The sequence below is a fragment of the uncultured Veillonella sp. genome (genome assembly GCF_963522475.1).
GTDB lineage: Bacteria > Bacillota > Negativicutes > Veillonellales > Veillonellaceae > Veillonella.
The window spans coordinates 23,110-45,613 of record NZ_CAUQYW010000014.1; the positions used below are offsets into that span (position 1 = coordinate 23,110).

Here is a 22,504-nt window from a genome sequence, read left to right on the forward strand (position 1 = left end):
TCAGATAGGATTCCCTAAACAAATTATATTTTATACAACATATTATATTCACTTAGAGCATAAATTTCAAGTCAGTCTATTTTCTATACTTGTATCCTTAATTCTCTGGTTTCATAGTAACATAGAATCCCCTCTCTCTTACTTATAGTATAACTAGCTCTCTCAACTAATAAAAGAAAAGGCTTCAACCGCTTCTCGTCAAAATATTTTCGTCGATTATTGGTTAAAGCCTTTTTATTCTATTAGTTACTAAAGTCTGTATCTACAATAGCAAATTGTGTATAATCTGGATAACGGTTATGAAGTTCCGCCTTAATCTTTTCTAATGTACCATGTGGATCTTCTTCGTCAAAGTTAAAGATAATATCATAATAGATAATCTTTTTATCTTCTCGTACGTAGAAGGCATGTACTTGTACTACATTAGTATATAAACTTACAACTTGATCAAGTGCTTTTTTGATTTCAAGAACTTCTACACTTGGTTGATTTTCTGCGTATACGCCGACAGTCATATTAATGCCAAACTTTTTATAAAGATGAACTGCGATTCCTTTAGTTAAAGGATGAACCTCGCCCACTGTCATCGTATCTGGCAACGAAATATGAACAGAACCAATCACTTCACCTGGTCCATAGCTATTTAGCACTAAGTCATATACACCGCCTACATTTGGATGTTGCGCGATAGTTTCTTTGATGTTTCGGATAAGATCATCATCGGCGCGAATACCAAGCAAATGATTATACATATCCCGCAAGATCTCATAGGCTGCTTTCAAAATTAATAGAGAAATTAAAGCCCCTACATAGCCTTGAATATCTACATTAAAGAAATATACAAGTCCAGCAGATACTAATGTGGCAAAGGTAATCACCGCATCAAAAAGAGCATCAATACCAGACGCTACAAGAGCATCGGATTTATATTTTTCACCTTGCGCCTTAATATAACGGCCCATTACAACTTTTACAACGATAGCGACGGCGATAATAGCCAAGCTCGGAATATCAAAGGTAGATACCTCAGGATGAAGAATTTTTTCAATAGATTCCTTGAGGGATCCAATGCCTGCACCAAGGATGATGAAAGCAATGACCATGGTAGTCATATATTCGATACGACCGTGACCAAAAGGATGTTCCTTATCAGCTCCTTTTGCGGCTAGTTTTGTACCTGCAATAGTTAGTACAGAAGACAACACATCTGTTAAGTTGTTTACCGCATCAAGTATAATAGCGATTGAGTTAGACGCAAGACCTACAATCATTTTAAAAATAACGAGAACGACATTACCTATAATACCTTTTATACTAGCAAGCGTAATCCCCCGATTACGTGCTGCACTATTTTCTTGCAAAATCATATTATACTACACCTCTTACATTTAATTCACTAAGCTATAAATCGAAGCCTATCGATTTATTTATATTACTATTATAGCTTATGGATTATCATTTGTCATTATATTTTTCAAAAAACTTTTACAAAATCATTGATTTTACTAAGTTATCAATCATTCTCATTTCTCAATTAGAATATTTGATATATTGTGACTTCGCAATCTATAGTATAGATCCATTGTTAACAAATTACGATCTGTTTATTAAGACGTAATACATATTACGCACTTTTTGATACTTACCTAGTGATAAGTATTGAAGTAATTAAAGGCTATTAGGCAGTAACCGTAATACGCTCTCCCGTGCGCATGTGTGTAAATACAACCTTTTGGGCACGCAATTGGAACGGCTGCCCCGTTGGCTGTGCACCATATAATGTATCCCCTACGAGAGGATGACCTATATGACTAAAAGCTACACGAATTTGATGTGTTTTTCCTGTGTACAAACGGACTAAAACCTCTGTATATCCACATTCTTGGGAGTTATACACAGATTTGTCCACATTTGCACCATGTTTATCCACATTTTGTAATTCTATATCCACATTTTTTGATGCTATATCCACAGAATTTTTAGACTTATTCACAGAGTTATCCACAGACTGTGATTGATGTCTACATAGGACGGAATAATCTGTACGAGTCTCTTTTCCCTTAGGATTGACTTCATAATGAATCCCATCAGCACTGCGTTCCATGGGGAATACTAAAGTATCTTCATCAGCTTCTACGATGCCTTCCACAGTGGCCATATACCACTTTTCAAAGGTATTATCATCCATTTGCTGTTGATAAAGACTTTGGGCTAAGCCACTTTTAGCAATCACAATACAGCCCGTTGTATCTCTATCTAAGCGATTCAAGAAACGTACCTTACGCTTAATACCATGTTCTTTAAAGTAATACGCCACACCATTAGCAAGGGATACTTGGTCTTTAGAGTTTACGGTCACACCTGCTGGCTTATCCACAATAAGGAGATCATCATCTTCATATAGGATATGTAAGTCCATTTCCATTGGTTCGTAATCGATTTTTTCCTTCGCCATAGCAATCCAAATCTCGTCACCTTCGGAGATAATATCCTTTGGCGTTGCTTTATGGCCGCTAATATAGATTAGTTTTTCCTCAAATAACTTTACTAAAGACTTACGAGGATATCGAGTATCTAGTACTTCACCTAATGTAACATCTTGTTTTTCAGTACATGCAGCATCTATATCTGTAGCAGTTACGGTCCACAAAATATCGTCAGGACGATGTGTTTTTCTTGCCATCAGTATCTCCTTTCTACGAGTTCATTATCTCGTGGCATATAGTTCAGTAGCGAGCTCGGTTGAACAGCCCGGCCACGTATATTCGTTTGCTCAAAGGTAATAGTCAGCTCTTGCTTAGGCCGCGTTATGGCCACATAGAACAAGCGTTTTTCTTCGTCTTCACGACCTTCTGCAATGGCAAAGGGACTTGGGAAAGTACCTTCGTTGAGACCAGCTAAGAATACATGGTCAAACTCGCTCCCCTTTGCTTGGTGAACGGTAATGATAGGAATGCGATCTTCATTTCGTACTTGTTGAGCTGGTTCACCTGCGGTAAGGGCCGCCATTTGCAAGATTTGATTTAATCGGGCTAACCCAGCTGGGCCCTCATATGCAGCATCTAATTTTTCCATAATGCGATATAAATCCCGTATATGCTCTACCTTTGCCGCTTCTCCATGGGATTTATAGTATTCTAGAACCCCCATTTGATTCATAATGTACGCCAATAACTTCGTTGGTAATTCCGTATAGGCCTTTCTACGTAATGTCGCCATTTGGGACGCAATATTGGTGAAAGCCGCTTTATACTTATTGATTGCCACCATACGACCAGTCGTTGTAGGCACGATATTTTCTTTCACTGCATAAATTAAAAGCTGTGCAGTGGCCAAGATATCGTCCATCGCATTGTGCGTAGGCTCATGATGGATAGGAAACTCTGATGCTAGGAAGCCCAGTTTATGATTTGGCAAATTAGGATAGAAACGACGATAGATGTCGAGTGTATCATAAATAGCCTTGAACTCTGGATTACCTAAATTATGGCGTGCTAATTCATTAGTAAAGATGGTCACATCGTAGTTTACATTGTGGCCTACGATAATAGCATTCTTGGAGAATTCCTTAAAGGCTTGCAGCACGATAGCTGGCTCTTCGCCGTGTTCTTCTAAATACAAATCGGAGAAGCCATGTACCTCTTCGGATTGACCCACAGGAATACCTGGGTTGATAAAGCGTTCAAAAGTCTCTAGGACCTGTCCCTTTTCATCGATGCGGATAGCCGCAATTTGAATAATACGATCCTGGGACGTATCAGTACCGGTACTCTCGACGTCATACACCACAACCTCATGGTTTTCTAAACCACTGACAAGCTTCGCATAAGGCTCTGCCTCAAAGATAGGCATATCCATAAAGTCTGTCAATTTTAAGCCCACTTGACGCGTCTCAGGACTTTCAATGGCTGCAATACGCGCATCACCGATACCAGCAACATAGCGTTTTATAATGCGCTTAGCGCTAACCGAGTCATTCGGGTTCATAAGCAGTTTAAAGTAAGCCATAACGTCTTTGATTTCTTGACGTCTAAAGAATTTAAACTCGTCAATAATCATAAAGTGACGGCGTTCGTCTTCAGGTTTTTCATTGTTGAGGCGTTCAAAGGAGTCGCTCAATCGTTGTGCCTTTTTATTATCCCGTACTAAAACGCCAATATTGGTATCCTTTGGCAAGGCACAAATAGCTTCATAGATATATCGCCCCTCAATATAGCTGTTTTTACAGCCTTTTATAAGAACAGGCTTGCCCTTTCTTTCACTATTGGCGCGAGGCAACTCAGTATAGATAGAGCCTACGAGATCAGGGAACATATTCTGTAATGTTTTGAAAGCCATCGTAAAAAGCGTCCAGTTAGATCGGTAGTTTTCATAGAAGATAATTTTTAAAGGCTTGAAATCCGCATCAAACTGCTTAAGCAAACGGAATGGATCAGACCCACGCCATTCGTAAATGGTTTGGAAATAATCCCCGCATAATAGGACGTGATTACCTTCCCAAAGCATTTCAAGTACCTTGTACTCTAATACGCCTGTGTCTTGCATTTCATCTACAGAGATATAACTATAACGGCTACGCCAGCGCTCCCGAACTACAGGATCTTGGAATAGGCGATGAACACCGCAAATGAGATCTGTGAAATCTAGACCATGTACAGATGCCAAGCTTTCATCATAGGCGGCAATCCATTCGTGACCATGGTTCAAGAAGTCATGGAGTTCACTATAAAGAACATTCCCAAAACTCGAGAACTGCTGCTCAATTGCGGCACGTTGTTCCTTCTGCAAACGCTCAATAGTTCGTTTATAATCGCCTACGAGATCATCAGAATAAAAGCCATATAAGGAGCGATATTCTTTCACCATACCGATGATGTTAGCAAAGGACATTTCTCGTAATTTACCTGGACGATACGGTTCAGACAATTCCTTGCAATCCTCTTCATCAAAGATAGTTACATCCGTATACAAGGTTTCATTGCGCTTCCCCTCTTGTTGGAGCACGAAAAAGCAAAAGCTGTGGAATGTACTAATCTCCACAGCCTTTGCAGGACTGCCTACGAGCGATTGAATGCGGTCTTTCATCTCATTTGCTGCCTTGTTCGTAAAGGTCATGCACAAGATATTCTCCGCCTTCGCATAGCCGCCCTCGATGAGGTGCGCCACTCGATAAGCAAGTGTATTCGTTTTTCCCGTCCCAGCGGACGCTAACAAGAGGATATTTTGTTCAACTTCATCAATAACGCGTTGTTGTTCACGATTGATAAGCATGATATCCTCCTATTTTAAAAAGCCGTACCATCCGGCTGCAATGAGCATTGGAATAGGGCCTAGAATTGCTGTTAAAGCCCATACGCCCAAACCAATATCCATAGGAATATTGAGGATATGAACGCATACTAAATACGTCAAAATACCAGTTACTGCATTCATAGCCACTCGTTTAATGGTGAAAAATGCTACTTTGAAAGCAATGTAGGCTACAGCAACGGATACAACCGCCGAAATAATCGGTGATGCTAATAAAGCTTCCATATTATCCTTTCATTTCTTGGCGGTTCACTACAGCACCGCCTAACGTTAATTCATCGGCATATTCGATATCGCCACCTACAGGAACACCGCGGGCAATACGCGTTACCTTAATGCCACTTGGACTTAATAAACGCGCCAAATAGAGAGCTGTCGCCTCCCCTTCTACGTCTGGGTCAGTAGCAAGGATAACTTCTTGTACGACACCATCCCGAAGGCGGGCAATCAATTCTTTTACGCGAATATCGTCAGCACCGATGCCCTCCATAGGGGACAAGGCACCTTCCAATACGTGATATAAGCCCTTATAGTCACCACTGCGCTCGATAGCAATCACATCACGAGAGGTTTCAACGACCATAATTGTCGTTTGATCACGGTTCGGATTGCTACAAAATTCACAAGGGTCTTGCGCTGATAAGTTAAAGCAAATAGAACAGTGACGCGTAGCCCCCTTCGCTTCTACGATGGTTTCCACGAGACGGTCTACCTCTTCCTTCGGCATTTCTACCAAATGATAGGCCAAGCGTCTAGCCGACTTGGAGCCGATACCCGGCAAGCGGCGCAGCTGCTCTACGAGCCGTTCTAAAGCGTTTGTCATTTAGAATAAACCTGTTGGCAAGTTAAGACCACCAGTTACTTTGCCCATTTCTTGAGCCAAGAGGTCGTCTACTTTTTTGCTAGCTTCGTTTACAGCAGCCATCACTAAATCTTCTAACATTTCTACGTCTTCAGGATCAACTGCAGTTGGGTTCAATTTCAAAGACTCGATGATTTTTTCACCGTTCATTACAACTGTTACAGCACCGCCACCAACGGAAGCCTCTACTGTACGAGTTTTTAATTCTTCTTGCATTTTCTTCATATCTGCTTGCATTTTTTGAACTTTTTTCATCATGCCAGCCATATTGCCCATACCTTTACCAAACATTGTAATTCCTCCTTTTAGGATCTACGTCCTATACTCATATTCTAATTAATTTATTCTTCGATGACCTCGACGATGATGTCGTGATCTTCAGATAGTTTCTCTAATGTTTCTGCCAAGAGAGGATTGTTTCGTTCCTCTTCTGTCATATGCTCTGGATCCCATTCATATTCACGAGCTACCGTCACGCTATCGATAGGCGCAACTTCAATAGGTGCTTGTGAAAGCATTGCATGTCCATCACTTTGATAAGGGGTTCCCTGTTGCTGTTCGCCCCCATTAGACTTTGGGACAGCTTCTACCTCTATATGTGCACCGCTATCCATAGGGCGTTCTAAGACTTCCCCATCATCGCTAATAACAGTGACGCTATCTAATGGGTGTGGTGGTATATCATCTAAGGATGATACATAAGATTCCTCCATATCCTCTACAGGCACATCATCAAAGGAATGAACTGGAATATCATCACCTTCAATAGAACCTGCTAGAGACTCGATAGGGATTTCTCCATCTGGAACTGGTACAGACGGACTGCCATCAAAGGATGTAATCGGTACATCTCCATTAGATGGTGATGTTTCTGCTCCGACCTCACTCGTATCAGCACCAGTTGTAGCACTTACAGCAGCACCGCCCGTTTTCTTTGCTAAGAATGCTAAGGCTGCCGCCTTTGCCGCATCTACCGCTCCGGAATCAGGCTTACTTGATTGCTCATCAGTTGTAGATCCTCCAACCTGTGCGATAGGTTGTTGAGCTTGTGACGCGCTACTACCTTGAGCTCTATTAGCTCCTGCTGAGCTATTTCCCACTGGAGCATTATTAGTGCCTTGTGGTGCTGATGGATTTGTTAAATCCATTTGCGTCGATTGACCTCCAGAGGTCTTCTGCACATCAACCATTGGTTCTGGTGGACGTTGTGGCGCTTTCACTTGGTGCTGCGTCGTACTACCAGAGGCCTTTTTATAGTCTTTGTAAACTTGTGTGAGGGCATCAACAATTTCCACATGTACTGGATAGCCCAGTGTATAGGTGAAAGCATCTGCTGCTTCTGCCAAGTTTACTTCGTTGGTCATTACATTGAGGTGCAATGTATTTTTGAAGGCCATAACAGCTTTGCTTTGGTCTACGTACACGAGCTGACCTTGGCCGATAACGGTAGAGGTCATATTTCGATTGCTATCCTTCAAGTATTTAATAACATTAGACTGTACATTGCGATACTCTTGAGCCGACAAGATTTGATCACTAATGATAGCTTGTGTACTAATACCTTTTTTACCACGTCCCGTAGGTTGCTTCCTTGCAGGTCGTTGTGGGGTGCCCCCAGTACTTGGTGGTGGCGCCATACCAACACTGCCTATTGGAGGCGGAGCCATGCCCACTCCATTCATAGGAGGCAGTGTACTACCTGGTGCACCCAGCGGTGGAGGTGTCATACCTACACTCGCAGGCGGTGGTGTCATCCCCACGCTACTTGAAGACGGCACAGTACCAACAGTACTATTTTGAGTGCTGCTCATAAAAGTATTCTGTACAGCAGCATTATCTACAGAAACAAAGCTATTGGCATAACCACCTGGCGGTCCAAAGGAATTAGCACCATAAGCAGGTACAGTTGCGACAGCTGGGCCTCGTTGTTCTAATTGAGCCATGCGGTTCAATAAGTCGTTGCGTTCAGATCGTTCTGAAGACTCTAATGCATACACACGGTCTTCTAAGCTTTCATCAACAGAACCTAATTTAGCACATAAAACGAGTAAGCCCATTTCGATGATAGTTCGTGGATTATCCACCTGTTTTGCATCATTCATGATGGATTGCGCACTACGCACATACTGGTTAAGCTCATTAAAATCTATGCTTTCAGCTTGAGCTAAAAACTCATCCTTAAAGGCATCGTATACCTTGAGCTCGTCTGCATCAGCTGCGACCTTACCAACTAGTAAGGCCCGCACGTGCTGAATGAGGGCTTCCATAATCTGCGTCGCATCACGACCTTCTGCTAAGGCATCGTGGATATAGGACAACAATTTTGGACCATCCCCGTTGCGCAACGCATCTAGGAAGTGAATAATCCATTCTTTGCTAACAAGACCGATGAGTTCTTCTACTACTTGCGGCGTAATAGTACTTGTTGCCATACCGGCACATTGGTCTAAGATACTCAACGCATCGCGCAAACCGCCATCTGCATGTACAGCGATGAGCTGCGCTGCTGCAGGATCTAAGCCAAAGCCTTCTTTTTCCGCTACATAGGATAAACGCTGTGCGATATCATCAGACGTAATGCGTCTAAAGGTATAGCGCTGACAACGAGATACGATAGTAACAGGCAGCTTTTCAATTTCTGTAGTAGCGAAGATAAACATAACGTGAGCTGGTGGCTCTTCGATAGTTTTTAAAAGCGCGTTCCACGCTTCTGTCGTAAGCATGTGGGCTTCGTCGATGATAAATACCTTTTTACGGCCTTCAACAGGCATAAATTTGACGCTTTCACGAAGGGCACGCACCTCATCGATACCACGATTGGATGCAGCGTCGATTTCAAGAACGTCCATGGACTGACCACTCAAAATCGATTTACAAGCACTACACTCGTTACAAGGATGATCCGTTGGCCCATGCTCGCAGTTGATAGCGCGCGCGAAAATCTTGGCCATACTCGTCTTACCAGTCCCTCGCGGACCAGCAAACAAATACGCATGAGCTACCTTATCCTCGCGGATAGCGCGCATCAATGTATCTGATACCTGATGCTGACCGACCACATCGGTAAACGTCTGCGGACGGTACTTACGATATAACGCAATATATGCCATTGGAACACCCCCTTTTCCGTAAATTACAATACTATATTATACCATATTCATAGAAATCTTACTCATTTTATAGAGTTCCCCGCATAATTCTAAGATAATATTTTTATTTACAAATAATGTCGATACTTACTAGTCAAAAGAGCATCTTACTATCCTCAACAAACTATCCTAGACCTTAGATTAGGCATAAAAAAAGCGGCCCCTTAGGCCGCCTTGCAATATTCGATCACGACAGCCCCCGGGTTCCCCGTGGCACATGAGGGTTACCGCTTAGTGCTGCTACCTCTCAGTCCTGACACGATTCACAGGCCCCCATTGCACAGGCCCGAGAACTGCCATGATCCAATATTGCAATACAAATATTATACATGAAAATGCCTCTATAGTCAAAACTATAGAGGCATTTCATATGTCTTATCTAAAGGATATTCAATTAGATTAGAAATTATTTTGCATATTTTTCTTTAAATGCAGCCAATTGAGCTTCTTCCAAGGATAAGCCTTGTTCTTTATAGCGTTCAATAGCAGCATGCATTTCTTCATATGCTACAGGTACAACTTTTGTAAATCTGTTTACAAAGTTATTCCAGTTTTCAAGGATATGACGGCCTCTAGCAGAGTTGGTATGTAATACGTGTTGTTCTACTAATTCTTTAATCCGTTTAAGGTCATCATTATTAGCAGGACGTAATTCTACAAGACCTGTATTAACATAGCGTTCATCGCAATCAAGGATGTACGCATAGCCGCCGGACATACCTGCTCCGAAGTTACGACCTATTTTACCAAGTACCAGAACTTCACCACCAGTCATATATTCACAACCATGGTCGCCTACACCTTCAACAACGGCAGTGATACCACTGTTACGAACAGCGAAACGTTCACCAGCTACACCATTAATGTAGGATGTACCAGATGTAGCACCATAGAAGGCAACGTTACCGATGAGGATATTTTCATCTGCTTCGAAGATAGATTTCTTAGGTGGATATACAGTAATGGTACCACCAGACAAACCTTTACCGAGATAATCGTTTGCATCCCCTTCAAGTTCTAATGTCATGCCTTTAGGGATGAAAGCACCGAAGGATTGACCAGCAGAGCCTTCGAAGTTTAACTTGATTGTGTTATCTGGCAAGCCGCTTTCACCATAACGACGTGTCACCTCAGAACCAACCAATGTACCTACAACACGGTTAATGTTGTTGATAGCCAATTTAGCGCGAATTGGTTTTTGGTCCTCAATGGCAGGACGGCACATACGCAAGAGCTTGGACATATCCAGTGTGCGTTCCAATTCGTGATCTTGGTCAACCATATTCATATGACCTACAGATGCATCGATATATGGGTGGAACAATACTCGTTTAAGGTCTACGCGAGACAATTTGAAGTTATCGTCTTGAGATTTTTGGCGAACAAGATCGATACGACCAACGAGTTCAGCTACGGAGCGAATGCCTAAGCGAGCCATGATTTCACGCAATTCGCGAGCGATGAAGATCATCAAGTTTTCTACATACTCAGGTTTACCTGTGAAGCGAGCACGCAATTTTTCATCTTGTGTAGCAACGCCGTAAGGGCATGTATTGAGGTTACATACACGAGCCATTTTACAGCCTACAGCAACGAGTGGCAATGTACCGAAACCGAATAACTCAGCGCCAAGCATAGCCGCAACAGCTACGTCGAAACCAGTCATCAACTTGGAGTCTACTTCCAATTTAACGCGATCACGCAATCTGTTGAGCATTAATGTTTGATGAGTTTCAGATAAACCTAATTCCCAAGGTACACCAGCGTGTTTTACAGATGTACGACCTGCCGCACCTGTACCACCATCGTAACCAGAAATTAAGATATTATCTGCTTTTGCTTTTGCCACACCAGCAGCGATAGTACCAACGCCGGCTTCAGATGTCAATTTAACAGAAATACGAGCATCTTTGTTAACGCATTTCAAATCGTAAATCAACTCAGCCAAGTCTTCGATAGAGTAAATATCATGATGTGGTGGTGGAGATACGAGCTCTACACCAGGAGTGGAGTGGCGGGCTTTCCCGATTTCAGGGTATACTTTTTTACCTGGTAATTGACCACCTTCACCTGGTTTTGCACCTTGTGCACATTTAATTTGCAATTCTTTTGCATGAATGAGGTAATTTGCAGTTACACCGAAACGGCCAGATGCAATTTGTTTTACTTCAGAGTTCATGCTGTCACCATTTGGCAAAGGTTTGAAACGAGCTACATCTTCGCCACCTTCACCAGAGTTAGATGTAGAACCAAGACGGTTCATAGCAATAGCAATCGTTTCATGAGCCTCTTTACTGATAGCACCATAACTCATAGCGCCTGCTTTAAAGCGTTTTACGATAGATTCTTCAGGTTCAACCTCTTCGATAGGAATACCGCCACCTACAGGGTAATTTAATTCCATCAAGGAACGCAATGTTACGTGATAATCGTTGCGGATAGCTTTAGAGTATTCTTTATATTTAGCATAGTCGCCATTGATGAGGGATTCTTGTAAAAGCTCAATTGTTTTAGGATTGAATAAATGTTCTTCCCCATCTTTTACAGGACCATACCAACCACCTGGTTCAAGTACAGATTCATCAGATTTGAAAGCGCGGTCAAAACGAGCCAATGCTTCGTTAGCAACGCCTACAAGGCCAATACCACCAATACGTGTCGGTGTATTTACAAAGAACTTCTTAATGAAGTTTGTATTCAAACCTAACGCTTCAAAGATTTGCGCACCATGGTAGGAACGAACTGTGGAGATACCCATTTTGGACATAACCTTCATGATACCGCCTACAGCTGCTTTGATGTAGTTCTTTTCAGCTTGTTCAGGTGTAGTATCACCAAGTCGTTTACGAGCTTGTAAATCGCGTACAGTTTCAAGAGCCAAGTATGGGTTAATAGCTGTTACGCCATAACCAATCAATGTACAGAAGTGATGTACTTCGCGAGGTTCACCAGATTCAAGGATAAGACCGATTTCTGTACGCAATACTTTGTTAATCAAATGATTGTGAACAGCTGCTACAGCCAATAAGGCAGGAATTGGTGCATGATTTTCATCAACACCACGGTCAGATAGAATCAATACATTTTGATCTGTACGTGCTGCTTCTTCTGCTTTTTCACATAATTCATTCAATGCATCACGCAAACCATCTGCACCCTTAGATGGGTCGAAGAGGATTGGCAATGTAACAGATTTCATACGACGGCAGTCAAGCGCCTTAATGGATGCCAACTCTTGGTTAGTAAGGATTGGTGTACGCATGGACAACGCATAAGTACCAGCTTTGTTAGGATCTGTTAAGTTACCAGAATTACCAAGCATAACACGTGTAGATGTAACCATTTCCTCACGAATGGAATCAATTGGAGGATTGGTTACTTGCGCGAACATTTGCTTGAAGTAGCTATATAACAATTGTGGTTTATCAGACAAGATAGCAAGAGGAGCATCCGCACCCATTGCACCTACAGGATCTTTACCATCTTTAGCCATAGGCACAATCATACGTACAAGGTCTTCTTGAGTATATCCAAAAGCTTGTTGTTTTGTGAATAAATCTTCTACTTTTGGAATATCACTTTCATCAGCTTGTGTAATTTCAGATAAGTGAATAACGTGTTCTTTGACCCACTCATTATATGGTAATTCAGTAGCAACGCGTTGTTTGATTTCTTCGTCAGAAATAATACGCTGTTCTTCCGTATCAATGAGAAGCATCTTACCTGGTTCCAAACGACCTTTAGCGCGAATATTTTCAGCATTTTCGTTGACTACACCTACTTCAGACGCCATAATAACGCGATCATCAGTTGTTACATAGTAACGAGCAGGACGCAAACCATTACGGTCAAGTACACCACCGATAACAGTACCATCAGTGAACCCCATTGCGGCAGGACCATCCCATGGTTCCATCATGAAACTATTAAACTCATAGAAATCATGTTTTTCTTGGCTCATAAGGTTATTGCGTTCCCAAGGTTCAGGAATCATCATCATGATGGCATGAGGCAAGGAACGACCTGTCATGTGCAAGAATTCCAACGTGTTATCAAACATAGCAGAGTCAGAACCGCTGTCGTCTACTACAGGGAACACTTTTTTGATATCCGGGAATAATGGGGATTCTGCTTTACCTTCACGAGCATTGATCCAGTTTACATTACCGCGAATAGTATTGATTTCACCATTGTGAACCAAGAAACGGTTAGGATGTGCCCGAGCCCAACTTGGGAAAGTATTTGTACTAAAACGAGAGTGGACCATTGCCAATGCAGATGTAAAGTCAAGGTCACTTAAGTCAAGATAGAAGTCTCTCAATTGACCAGGTGTCAACATACCTTTATATACGATTGTTTTAGAGGACAAAGATGCAATATAGAAATCGCTAGATAATTCTTTGCTCAATGGAATGATGCGTTTTTCCGCTAATTTACGGATGATGTATAATTTACGTTCAAACTCTTTGTTATTTGTAATGTCTGGGCCTTTACCGATGAGGATTTGAATCATCCATGGACGAATCGCAGCAGCTTCATGACCAACTTTAGTACCATCTACTGGTACTTCACGCCAACCAAGGACTACTTGCCCCTCTTCGCGTACAACCTCTTCAAAAATACGTTTTTGCTCGTTACGGAGGCTTTCATATTTGTGAGCGAATACCATGCCTACGCCATACTCTCCAGCTGCAGGTAAATTGATACCAAGCACTTCGCATTCGCGTTTGAAGAACTCATGAGGAATTTGTACCAAAATGCCGGCACCATCCCCTGTGTCCTTATCAGCACCAGCGCCGCCGCGATGCTCAAGACGCTCTAAAATGCGCAAGCCATCATCGATAATATCATGGGATTTTTTCCCCTTAATATTAACGACAAAACCCATACCACAAGCATCTTTTTCAAATTGGCTGCTGTACATACCATTAGCTTCAAGTCTAGCTTGTTCTAGACGTTGTTGCTCGATTGTGCTCTGATTCATATCCATAACGTGCACTCCTTCATATCACTTGATCACTCCAAGCACTGCGGCATCGTTCCGTTCGGTCTTGGTGAAAGTATAAACTATAAACTATTTCTAAAGAACCTTCTATATAGTGCAATTATCAATTAATTACAATCAATAATATCATCTAAATTTTAAATTCTATAGAATTTTGTCTATACATAGTATACTCCTGTCCACTGTGTATTGAAAATACAAAAAAAACATAGTCTATGACTTTAAGTCATAGACTATGATTTTTTATCACCATTGTTTTTTGTATACATGAATACACAATCATCAATGGGTATGTCTTTTTATCATCGATTGAGCTTTTTTTATTTCACGTGGCACGCTCTATGTCCACATCTAGCAATTGAGCTTTCTTTATTTTACGTGGCACGCTCTATGACCACATTATCATATAAATTATAATTGATAGAATTTATAAATACAATCAGGACTTTTCACAGCCAAAATTATCCCCTACTTCGCAGTTTACTGTGATAGGCTCATCCTTACCATAGGGTATAAAGGTGATTTCTGATGCATGCAAGCATTGGCGCGTGTATGGTTTATTACGCGTACCATACATGGCATCACCAACAATAGGGTGACCTATATGTTCCATGTGAACACGGATTTGATGTGTTCGTCCAGTTAACAGCTTGAATTTTAACAGTGTCAGACCGCCTTCATGACCTAGAACTGTATATTCTGTCTGAGCCGGTTGTCCAAATTCATCAACTACACGGCGGTTATCAAAGACAGGATCCACTCCGATAGATTCATCCACAATGCCATCCCCGTCAATTTGACCCTCTACAAGCCCCGTATAAATACGGTCAATACGACCAGCTTGTAGTTCATCTGTATAGTATTGTTGCGCTTCCTTTGTTTTACCGAAAAGAATGCAACCCGATGTATCTCGGTCAAGACGATGCACCGGACGTACCTTGTGTACTACACCTTTTTTCGCATAATATCCAGCTACATAGTTACTCAATGTACCAGATTTAGTTTGTCCCGCTGGATGAACAAGCATGAATGGAGCTTTATCAACCACCAAGGTATGGGCATCTTCGTAGAGAACTGTAATAGGACCTTTTTCTACATCGACGCCATAGTCCTTATCCTGTGGTAATTCCAAAGTTAATACATCACCCTTTTTGAGGGAGCGCTGGGAATGGGCTACACGACTATTTACTTTCACCCGTTTCTTGCGGAACATCATTTGAATATCTCGAGAGGATAATGAAAAGCGTTCCTTTACATATTTAGAGACCGTCAATTCTGTTGGTTCTTTCACTGTATACGTTTTCCAGCTCATATTACCACCATTCGTTAATATATGTTTTTTGTTCAGGATACAAGATATCAAAGAACTCTAGCCATTCCTCATTAGCTGAAAATTTACCTTCAAAGGCAAGATCACGAGCGATTAATGTGCCCATTAAGAGTTGGCTCAAAGCACCGACTTCAACAGTAATATCTACGTCCCCTTCTAATGTGTCAGACACCTTTTTCACAGATGGTGTCAATGCGCCGCCATATTGGACTTCATAGCACCCTTCATTCCACTCACAAAGGCTATCTTTTACACCAAAGGTCATTGTAATCGGCATCATCAAAGCCTCTGGGTTTACAGGAATGGCTTCGAAGGCAGCTTTCACATCCACAATACGGCTCATCATGTACGGCATTGTGGAATGTCCGCTTTTACCATCAGGATAGAAACGATAGTATGTATCGTGAAGGCCCTCATTCCAGCGAATAGTTGTACCTTGGGAGCGATGATTGTAGAAGTAATTGAGCAATGCCCGTTGGGCACGACGTGTAGTATAAACTAATTCAGAAACAGGAATTTCTGGTTGACCTAAACGATACACCGCATATCCTTCGATAACACCTTCATCATTGCGCACTACAGCGATATTCACGCCTTCCGCAAAGAAGCTGCCGAGCAAGCGTTTCCATTCCTTTTCACCGCGCTCGGCATAACCAGAAAGACGGGCTGTATATGTTTTATATATAGGATCAAGCAATGTCCATTGGTCAACGCTATTAAGTAAACCAAAGCTCAAGGATTTATCCGTCATAGGGCGCAAGTCCTCAAGAGACATAGTGTTCACCCATTGATGAGCATAGAGTTCCCAACCATATTGTTGGTAGAATGCAGCCTTGGAAGGCATCAAAATCGTCAATGCTTGACCTCGGTTGCGAAGTTCTTTAAGAGAAGCCTTTAACAACGCACCACCTACGCCACCACGACGAGCCGCTGGATGTGTGGCTACGCCAACCATATAGCTTGTAGGCAATACAGCACCACGAACATTGATATTATATTGACGCAAATGAACGGTACTCAATAATTGATCTTGTTCAAGACCAACCATTGTATTTTCTGGTTCATAGCAATTTGTAAAATAATATTGGAAGAATGGATCTTCCTTTGGTTCAAAGCAGTACGCCCATAGATTTTCCACATGTGGCGTATCTTGAGCTGTTGCAATTCTATATTCCATAAGTATATCCTCGTTATAGTATAAAAAACACTCTCTATCTGTGGCATCACTATGATGATACAAAATATAATCAAATAGATAGGCTAACACTTCTATTATAACAAAAATGAGCTATGAAGCACATCGGCTTCATAGCTCAGATTTTTATTTACCGCCTGTTGCATTATCTGCTTCATTAGCATATACTGCGTCATATTTTTCAGCAAAATGATCTGGATTGTAAGATTCTTTTGCTTGGCGAAGACCAGGCAAGCCCATGTCTTCTTCACGGTTGATGAATTCTACTTCGCTAAATTCATGACGAATGAATTCATTATTGATTGCTTGATACAAACCACGGATATCTGGATTTGCTTTTTCAATGTGAATCAACGCCATTTTATCATTCAATAATTCACCGATACTGAAAGCTTCAACGCGGCCAAACAATTTGATGGCGCCACCTTTAAGCCCTAGTGTTTCCCAATTATCGAATAATAAGTTAATAGCAACCAATTCATCTTCGATACCTTCTTCATGATGAGTTTCTACCCAAGATGCTGCTGTTTCGCGGCACAATGGAATGATATCTTCAGTGATTGGCATATATTCATAGTTAGAATATTGCATGCGGAATTGGTTCAAATGATTTTTCTTTTGACGGAACTTCTTACCAGATAAGTTGATAAGATCTTCAGATTTGTAAATGTATTCGTAGTTGTCGCGGTCAGGTGTAAATTCATAACGACCAGGACATAACTCTTCCATACGCTCTTTTACAACTTTGCTAATACCTTTGAAACGGAATGGCAAATTATTTTCTACGAACCATTCTTTAGCACGTAACAAACCATCAAGGAACTTTGCATCTTTACCGGCAAACGGAGGCAATAGGAATGGTTCACGTTTACCGCCACCTTGGATGTACAATACACCGTTTTCCTCAGCCCAACGAATACCATACGCATCTTGCCACATAAATAATGTAGTAAAGCAATTATCAGATGCTTCGTAATGATGTTGTTCAAAATATTTATCGATTAATGGTTTGTCTCTTAGTTCAAAACGTTTAAATTCTAAAATAATAATCCCTCCTATCAAATTCCTCGGTCGAGGTGTTTACCATGGGTACCTATAACCACATGGTTCTTCATTATAATTTAACAGATTCACCTAATTCAAAGTTTCCGTCGGTTGTAATTACCTTATCACCTTCGTTTAGGCCTGAAATAATTGCTACATCATCGTCTTCTGTCATACCGACCTCAACGACACGTACGTCAACCGTATTATTTTCAGTCAATACATATACGTATTTGCCGTCTTGGTTTTCGCGAACCGCTTTGCTTGGTACAGTGAGCATCTTCGCTTTTATATCTGACTCGATGATGAGCGTATAGAATTCGCCAGCCTTAATAAGGCCTTTGTCATTGTTGAAAGTAGCTTTCACAAGAACACTTGGCACATTTTCTGGCTGAGTCACATCTACATATGTCAATTCACCTGGTAACTCTTGGTCACCTACCTTGAGGAGTACCTTAATACCCTTTTTAGCATCTGGTGTACCCAATTTCATCGCCGCATCACGAGGGATGCTAAGAGAAGCTACCATTGGTGTAGATTGTTGAATCATCATGAACGGACGATCTGCAATGGCCATTTGACGATCTTCATTGTAAATAGCAGTCACTGTACCAGCTATAGGCGCTACGATTGTAGATGCTGCCATTTGTGCAGATACTTGAGCAATTTGAGCTTGGATGGCTGCCGTATTGGCACCACCACCGCCACCACCAGTTGTTACTGTCGTAGTTTGTGGCTGAGACCGCTCTACAATGCGATCATATTCTTTTTGAGTAATCATACCCGCTTCACGCATCTTTTGAGCTTGTGCTAATTGACCACTATCTACAGATGCTGCCGTCGTAGTTGTAACGGATGTCGCATAGGACTGAGCTTGCGCTTGTGCTAACTGACCTTGTAAGGATGCTAGCTGTTGCTGTAAAGCCGATGTATCTACAGTGGCCAAGGTTTGACCTTGTTGTACTTGATCGCCTACTTTTACAGCATACGCGACCTGCCCTGTCAACGTCGGTGTTACCGTCGCCTTGTTAAGAGCGGTTACATTGGCATCATTATGGATCTGTAGCGGCATATCCTTGTATGTTACATCAGCAACGGATACAGTTTTCGTACCGCAACCAGCGATAGCCAAGACCATCATCACAACACCAAGCATAGCAACTACAGAATAAATTCGTTTTAATTTCATTCTGTCACTTCCTGTCATATTGATTTTTATCAATACCTTAGTATATCATAAAATCAATTAGAATTGTATGAAAGCTAATTCCTTTAATTTATGGATATAACGGAGGTTCTCATGGAAGAACGGATGGACTTTAGAATATTAAATAACGGCAGCTTTATTCCTTCTATCGGTTATGGCACTTATAAAACAGGCACCGAAGGAGAAACGGAGCAAGCCGTTGCTAATGCACTTGGCGTAGGTTACCGCTTGCTCGATACAGCCGCTTACTACGGTAACGAAGAGGCCGTTGGTAGAGGTATCAAAGCATCTGGCGTTAATCGTACAGATATCATTATTACTACAAAAATTTGGCACACCGATGCAGGCTATGATAATACAATGCGTGCTGTTGAAAGCTCTCTAAAGAAATTAGACACTAATTATATCGACATTATGCTCGTACATCAACCCCTTGGCGACTATTATGGTTCTTGGCGCGCCATGGAAGAGTTATACGATCAAAACGTATTGCGTGGTCTAGGTCTATCTAACTTTTACGAAGATCGCCTCATCGACTTGCTATATCACTGTAATGTAAAACCTGTGGTGAACCAAATCGAGTGCCACCCGTTTAACCAACGTCAGTCCTTATTACAATTAATGCGTAAGCATCAAGTAGTAGGCATGGCGTGGTCTCCATTTACTCGTGATCGCCAACCAATTTTCGACCATCCTATCATTAAAAGCTTGGCTGAAAAGTACGGCGTTAGTAAACACCAAATCATCTTACGTTGGCACATCCAACGAGGCATCATTCCATTGCCAAAGGCAAATAACGTAAGCCATATGGAAGCTAACTTTGATGTATTTAACTTCAAGCTTACTAACATCGACATGGACGTTATGGAATTATTGGATCAACAAGACTTCTTGGAAGATCATCACACTGCACCAGGCCTTGAAAGACTATTACAACTTAAATAAAATATAAAACAAAACCACTTATATCATCTCCTTTTAGGAATAGATATAAGTGGTTTATTTTATTGTAGTTTATTTAGACACATTAAAGACGGCTTGTATAAGTATCATATAAACTACAGTGCCTGCCCCAATAGACATGAACATATTTCGCTTCCATAGGTGCATGCCAACGGTTACTAATAAAGCAATAAGTTCTGGAATGCCATAAGGATAGGAAAGCACAATTGTATCTTTAAAGGTATATACAACAAGCATACCCATAACAGCTGCAGGCAATGCCTTACCTAAATACTGTACAAAATCTGGGGCCTTTTTACCAGGTGGAAAAATAAGAAAAGCAGAGAAACGTGTAAGTAATGTAGCTGCTACGACAATAGCAACGGTAATGACCATTTCAAAACTAGTCAAGATGTACACCTCCCCATTTATACGCTATATAACATACTACGAGCATACACCCCATAGAAGCAAGCATAAATAAGGATTTTCCCGTCAACAGAAGCATTACTACTGCTACAACGGCTCCAATAGCACCAAAACCTCGAATATTATTACTCTTAGCATTAAATAACATTTCAAGGAATATAACAATAAATAAGCCAGGTAGTACAAAACCAATACCACGCAAATCTACAGATGCTAATAAATCGCCGAACAAGCCCCCTATAAAGGTACTCACCACCCAAAAGGTATAATTAAGCCACGATACATGGAAGTAAAACCATTTTTCATCCACATCATCGGGCAACTTTGTAGATACATTAATTGCAAAGCTTTCGTCACACATCCAGGCAACAGTAGGAACCCATTTCCACCCCATATTCACATATCTCTGTAATGCAGATAAACCATAGAAAAAATGACGCCCATTAACAAACAAGGTCAACATAAAAGCATTTACAGGATCAAAGCCTGCCATCAGTAGCCCAATAGTTACGAACTCCATAGAGCCTGCAAAAATTGTACTAGCTAAAACAGGGGCGGTCCACCAAGGTAATCCCTGACTGGTAGCATACAAGCCAAAACCTAATCCAAGAAAGAAGAAGCTAAGCCCCATAGGGATCATTATAGGAAGCGCAACAGAAAATGCACTTCTATGTTTTATTTCATTTATAGAAATTGCCTCCTTTCTATATTATACAAGCTCAAACTGTTAATCCCATGCATTATAAAGCACGCGTTAAAATTTCACGAGCTACTTCTGGTGTTACATCACCTTTTTCACCAAGTTGTGTCATACCATGGGCTTCTAATTGTTTCACAATTTTATCAACTGCTTCTTCGCCAAGACCATAATCTTTCAAATGTGTAGATACGCCTAATGACTCAAAGAATTCACGAGTTTTAGCAATAGCTTTGTTTGCTTTTTCTTCTTTTGTACCTTCTGTAACATGCCATACCCGTGTAGCATATTGTGCCAATTTATCAAGCTTATCTTCTTTTTTCACTTCTAACAATGCAGGCAATACGATAGCCAAGGTAATACCATGATCAAGATGGTACGCCGCTGTCAATTCATGACCTATAAGATGTGTCGCCCAGTCTTGTGGCACACCAGCACCAATCAAACCATTTAATGCCAAAGTAGAGGCCCACACATGGTTAGCACGAATATCGTAATTTTCTGGATTCTCTACTGTTTCTTTGCCGATTTCAATCATAGTTTTCAAAATACCTTCACTGAAACGATCTTGAATACGGCCCTCTACAGGATATGTTAAATATTGTTCTGTAGTATGTACAAAGGTATCAATAACACCATTCTTAACTTGTTTTTCAGGCAATGTGAAAGTCAATGTTGGATCGAGCATGGAGAATTTAGGGAATACTAAGTTACTGAACACAGGATATTTACCATCACCATAAGTAATAACGGCACCATTGTTCATTTCGGAACCAGTAGCAGGAAGTGTCATAACTGTACCAAATGGCAATGGATTTGGCACCATGTCTACCGGAACCGCTGGTAAACCCGCTTTCATAACATCAATAACAGGTCCATCATAAGTAGCCCCCAATACGATAAGTTTTGTAGCATCTACTACAGAACCGCCACCTACAGCAAGAACAAAGTCTACGTCATGTTCTTTAATGAACGCAACGGCACGTTCACACGTTTCAAGGGAAGGGTTTGGCTCAATACCACCGAATTGCTCTACCTTACGGTTACCAAGAGCTTTCACAACACGATCAATAAGACCACTGCGCACAGCGGATCCACCACCATAAGTAATGAGCACCTTTGCATCCTTTGGTACCAATGTATCTAGTTCAGATAAACGTTCTTTACCAAATACGATATGTGTAGGGTTATAAAAATCAAAATTAAACATAAATCCTCCATTATTCCGACATATAGATATATAAATCTATATAAGAATTATACAAAAATATTTAAAAAATATAACTTTGCTACCTAACATTCACACGCTTATATAACATAGTAATCAATATATT

General features: G+C 41.2%; 16 protein-coding genes and 1 other RNA gene. 1 reads left to right on the top strand and 16 read right to left on the bottom strand.

All coding sequences use genetic code 11. The features are described from left to right. Window positions 1-242: 242 nt before the first annotated feature. The 13 genes from RWP19_RS07865 to RWP19_RS07925 all read right to left on the bottom strand — a co-directional run bounded on the left by RWP19_RS07865 (window position 243) and on the right by RWP19_RS07925 (window position 19,102). Window positions 243-1,367 (bottom strand): cation diffusion facilitator family transporter, encoded by a 1,125-nt coding sequence (locus tag RWP19_RS07865; RefSeq protein ID WP_314357201.1) that lies wholly within the window; start codon window positions 1,365-1,367, stop codon window positions 243-245. A gap of 311 nt (window positions 1,368-1,678) precedes the next feature. Beyond that, the gene (locus RWP19_RS07870; protein WP_314357203.1) at window positions 1,679-2,683 is read right to left on the bottom strand and encodes an RluA family pseudouridine synthase; all 1,005 of its coding nucleotides are present in this window, start codon (window positions 2,681-2,683) and stop codon (window positions 1,679-1,681) included. Then, the gene (locus RWP19_RS07875) at window positions 2,683-5,271 is read right to left on the bottom strand and encodes a 3'-5' exonuclease (RefSeq protein WP_314357205.1); all 2,589 of its coding nucleotides are present in this window, start codon (window positions 5,269-5,271) and stop codon (window positions 2,683-2,685) included. The genes RWP19_RS07870 and RWP19_RS07875 overlap by 1 nt, the downstream gene beginning before the upstream one ends. A gap of 9 nt (window positions 5,272-5,280) precedes the next feature. Then, on the bottom strand, window positions 5,281-5,535 hold the full coding sequence (locus RWP19_RS07880; protein ID WP_314357207.1) for a hypothetical protein: 255 nt from the start codon (window positions 5,533-5,535) through the stop codon (window positions 5,281-5,283). Between the two features lies 1 nt (window position 5,536). After that, on the bottom strand, window positions 5,537-6,133 hold the full coding sequence (gene recR / locus RWP19_RS07885) for a recombination mediator RecR (RefSeq protein ID WP_004694915.1): 597 nt from the start codon (window positions 6,131-6,133) through the stop codon (window positions 5,537-5,539). Beyond that, complete coding sequence (locus RWP19_RS07890) at window positions 6,134-6,463, bottom strand: YbaB/EbfC family nucleoid-associated protein (RefSeq protein WP_008602262.1); 330 nt, start codon at window positions 6,461-6,463, stop codon at window positions 6,134-6,136. It abuts the gene before it with no gap. A gap of 50 nt (window positions 6,464-6,513) precedes the next feature. Next, window positions 6,514-9,282: a DNA polymerase III subunit gamma/tau gene (gene dnaX, locus RWP19_RS07895; RefSeq protein WP_314357209.1), complete on the bottom strand. Its 2,769-nt coding sequence runs from the start codon at window positions 9,280-9,282 to the stop codon at window positions 6,514-6,516. A 200-nt stretch (window positions 9,283-9,482) separates the two neighbouring features. Further along, window positions 9,483-9,707, bottom strand: an RNA gene (gene ffs / locus RWP19_RS07900) — signal recognition particle sRNA large type. A 20-nt stretch (window positions 9,708-9,727) separates the two neighbouring features. Next, window positions 9,728-14,311 carry a glutamate synthase large subunit gene (gene gltB, locus RWP19_RS07905; protein ID WP_314357211.1) on the bottom strand — a complete coding sequence of 1,528 codons (4,584 nt, stop codon included), beginning with the start codon at window positions 14,309-14,311 and terminating at the stop codon, window positions 9,728-9,730. Between the two features lie 454 nt (window positions 14,312-14,765). Then, on the bottom strand, window positions 14,766-15,638 hold the full coding sequence (locus RWP19_RS07910; protein ID WP_314357213.1) for an RluA family pseudouridine synthase: 873 nt from the start codon (window positions 15,636-15,638) through the stop codon (window positions 14,766-14,768). Between the two features lies 1 nt (window position 15,639). Continuing rightward, a complete protein-coding gene (gene eis / locus RWP19_RS07915; protein ID WP_314357214.1) occupies window positions 15,640-16,833 on the bottom strand; it encodes a GNAT family N-acetyltransferase in 1,194 nt (397 codons plus the stop codon). Between the two features lie 144 nt (window positions 16,834-16,977). Then, window positions 16,978-17,913 (bottom strand): DUF2156 domain-containing protein, encoded by a 936-nt coding sequence (locus tag RWP19_RS07920; RefSeq protein ID WP_178885654.1) that lies wholly within the window; start codon window positions 17,911-17,913, stop codon window positions 16,978-16,980. Between the two features lie 52 nt (window positions 17,914-17,965). Further along, complete coding sequence (locus RWP19_RS07925; protein WP_399553583.1) at window positions 17,966-19,102, bottom strand: efflux RND transporter periplasmic adaptor subunit; 1,137 nt, start codon at window positions 19,100-19,102, stop codon at window positions 17,966-17,968. 93 nt (window positions 19,103-19,195) lie between these two features. Between RWP19_RS07925 and RWP19_RS07930 the strand changes: the two genes are divergently transcribed. Continuing rightward, complete coding sequence (locus RWP19_RS07930) at window positions 19,196-20,047, top strand: aldo/keto reductase (RefSeq protein WP_296002656.1); 852 nt, start codon at window positions 19,196-19,198, stop codon at window positions 20,045-20,047. Between the two features lie 69 nt (window positions 20,048-20,116). On the opposite strand, the gene RWP19_RS07935 is transcribed toward RWP19_RS07930, so the two are convergent. The 3 genes from RWP19_RS07935 to RWP19_RS07945 form a co-directional block, all read right to left on the bottom strand. Continuing rightward, entirely contained in the window at window positions 20,117-20,455 is a 339-nt protein-coding gene (locus tag RWP19_RS07935; RefSeq protein WP_295209484.1) for a branched-chain amino acid transporter permease, read from the bottom strand. Beyond that, on the bottom strand, window positions 20,448-21,113 hold the full coding sequence (locus tag RWP19_RS07940; protein WP_314357216.1) for an AzlC family ABC transporter permease: 666 nt from the start codon (window positions 21,111-21,113) through the stop codon (window positions 20,448-20,450). Before RWP19_RS07940 ends, RWP19_RS07935 begins: the two co-directional genes overlap by 8 nt. A 100-nt stretch (window positions 21,114-21,213) precedes the next feature. Beyond that, on the bottom strand, window positions 21,214-22,380 hold the full coding sequence (locus RWP19_RS07945) for an iron-containing alcohol dehydrogenase (RefSeq protein WP_314357218.1): 1,167 nt from the start codon (window positions 22,378-22,380) through the stop codon (window positions 21,214-21,216). Window positions 22,381-22,504 lie beyond the last annotated feature (124 nt).

Coding starts and splice junctions, on each gene's coding strand:
- RWP19_RS07865 (WP_314357201.1), bottom strand. CDS start 1,367: ATGATTTTGCAAGAAAATAGTGCAGCACGTAATCGGGGGATTACGCTT.
- RWP19_RS07870 (WP_314357203.1), bottom strand. CDS start 2,683: ATGGCAAGAAAAACACATCGTCCTGACGATATTTTGTGGACCGTAACT.
- RWP19_RS07875 (WP_314357205.1), bottom strand. CDS start 5,271: ATGCTTATCAATCGTGAACAACAACGCGTTATTGATGAAGTTGAACAA.
- RWP19_RS07880 (WP_314357207.1), bottom strand. CDS start 5,535: ATGGAAGCTTTATTAGCATCACCGATTATTTCGGCGGTTGTATCCGTT.
- recR (WP_004694915.1), bottom strand. CDS start 6,133: ATGACAAACGCTTTAGAACGGCTCGTAGAGCAGCTGCGCCGCTTGCCG.
- RWP19_RS07890 (WP_008602262.1), bottom strand. CDS start 6,463: ATGTTTGGTAAAGGTATGGGCAATATGGCTGGCATGATGAAAAAAGTT.
- dnaX (WP_314357209.1), bottom strand. CDS start 9,282: ATGGCATATATTGCGTTATATCGTAAGTACCGTCCGCAGACGTTTACC.
- gltB (WP_314357211.1), bottom strand. CDS start 14,311: ATGGATATGAATCAGAGCACAATCGAGCAACAACGTCTAGAACAAGCT.
- RWP19_RS07910 (WP_314357213.1), bottom strand. CDS start 15,638: ATGAGCTGGAAAACGTATACAGTGAAAGAACCAACAGAATTGACGGTC.
- eis (WP_314357214.1), bottom strand. CDS start 16,833: ATGGAATATAGAATTGCAACAGCTCAAGATACGCCACATGTGGAAAAT.
- RWP19_RS07925 (WP_399553583.1), bottom strand. CDS start 19,102: ATGACAGGAAGTGACAGAATGAAATTAAAACGAATTTATTCTGTAGTT.
- RWP19_RS07930 (WP_296002656.1), top strand. CDS start 19,196: ATGGAAGAACGGATGGACTTTAGAATATTAAATAACGGCAGCTTTATT.
- RWP19_RS07940 (WP_314357216.1), bottom strand. CDS start 21,113: ATGATCCCTATGGGGCTTAGCTTCTTCTTTCTTGGATTAGGTTTTGGC.
- RWP19_RS07945 (WP_314357218.1), bottom strand. CDS start 22,380: ATGTTTAATTTTGATTTTTATAACCCTACACATATCGTATTTGGTAAA.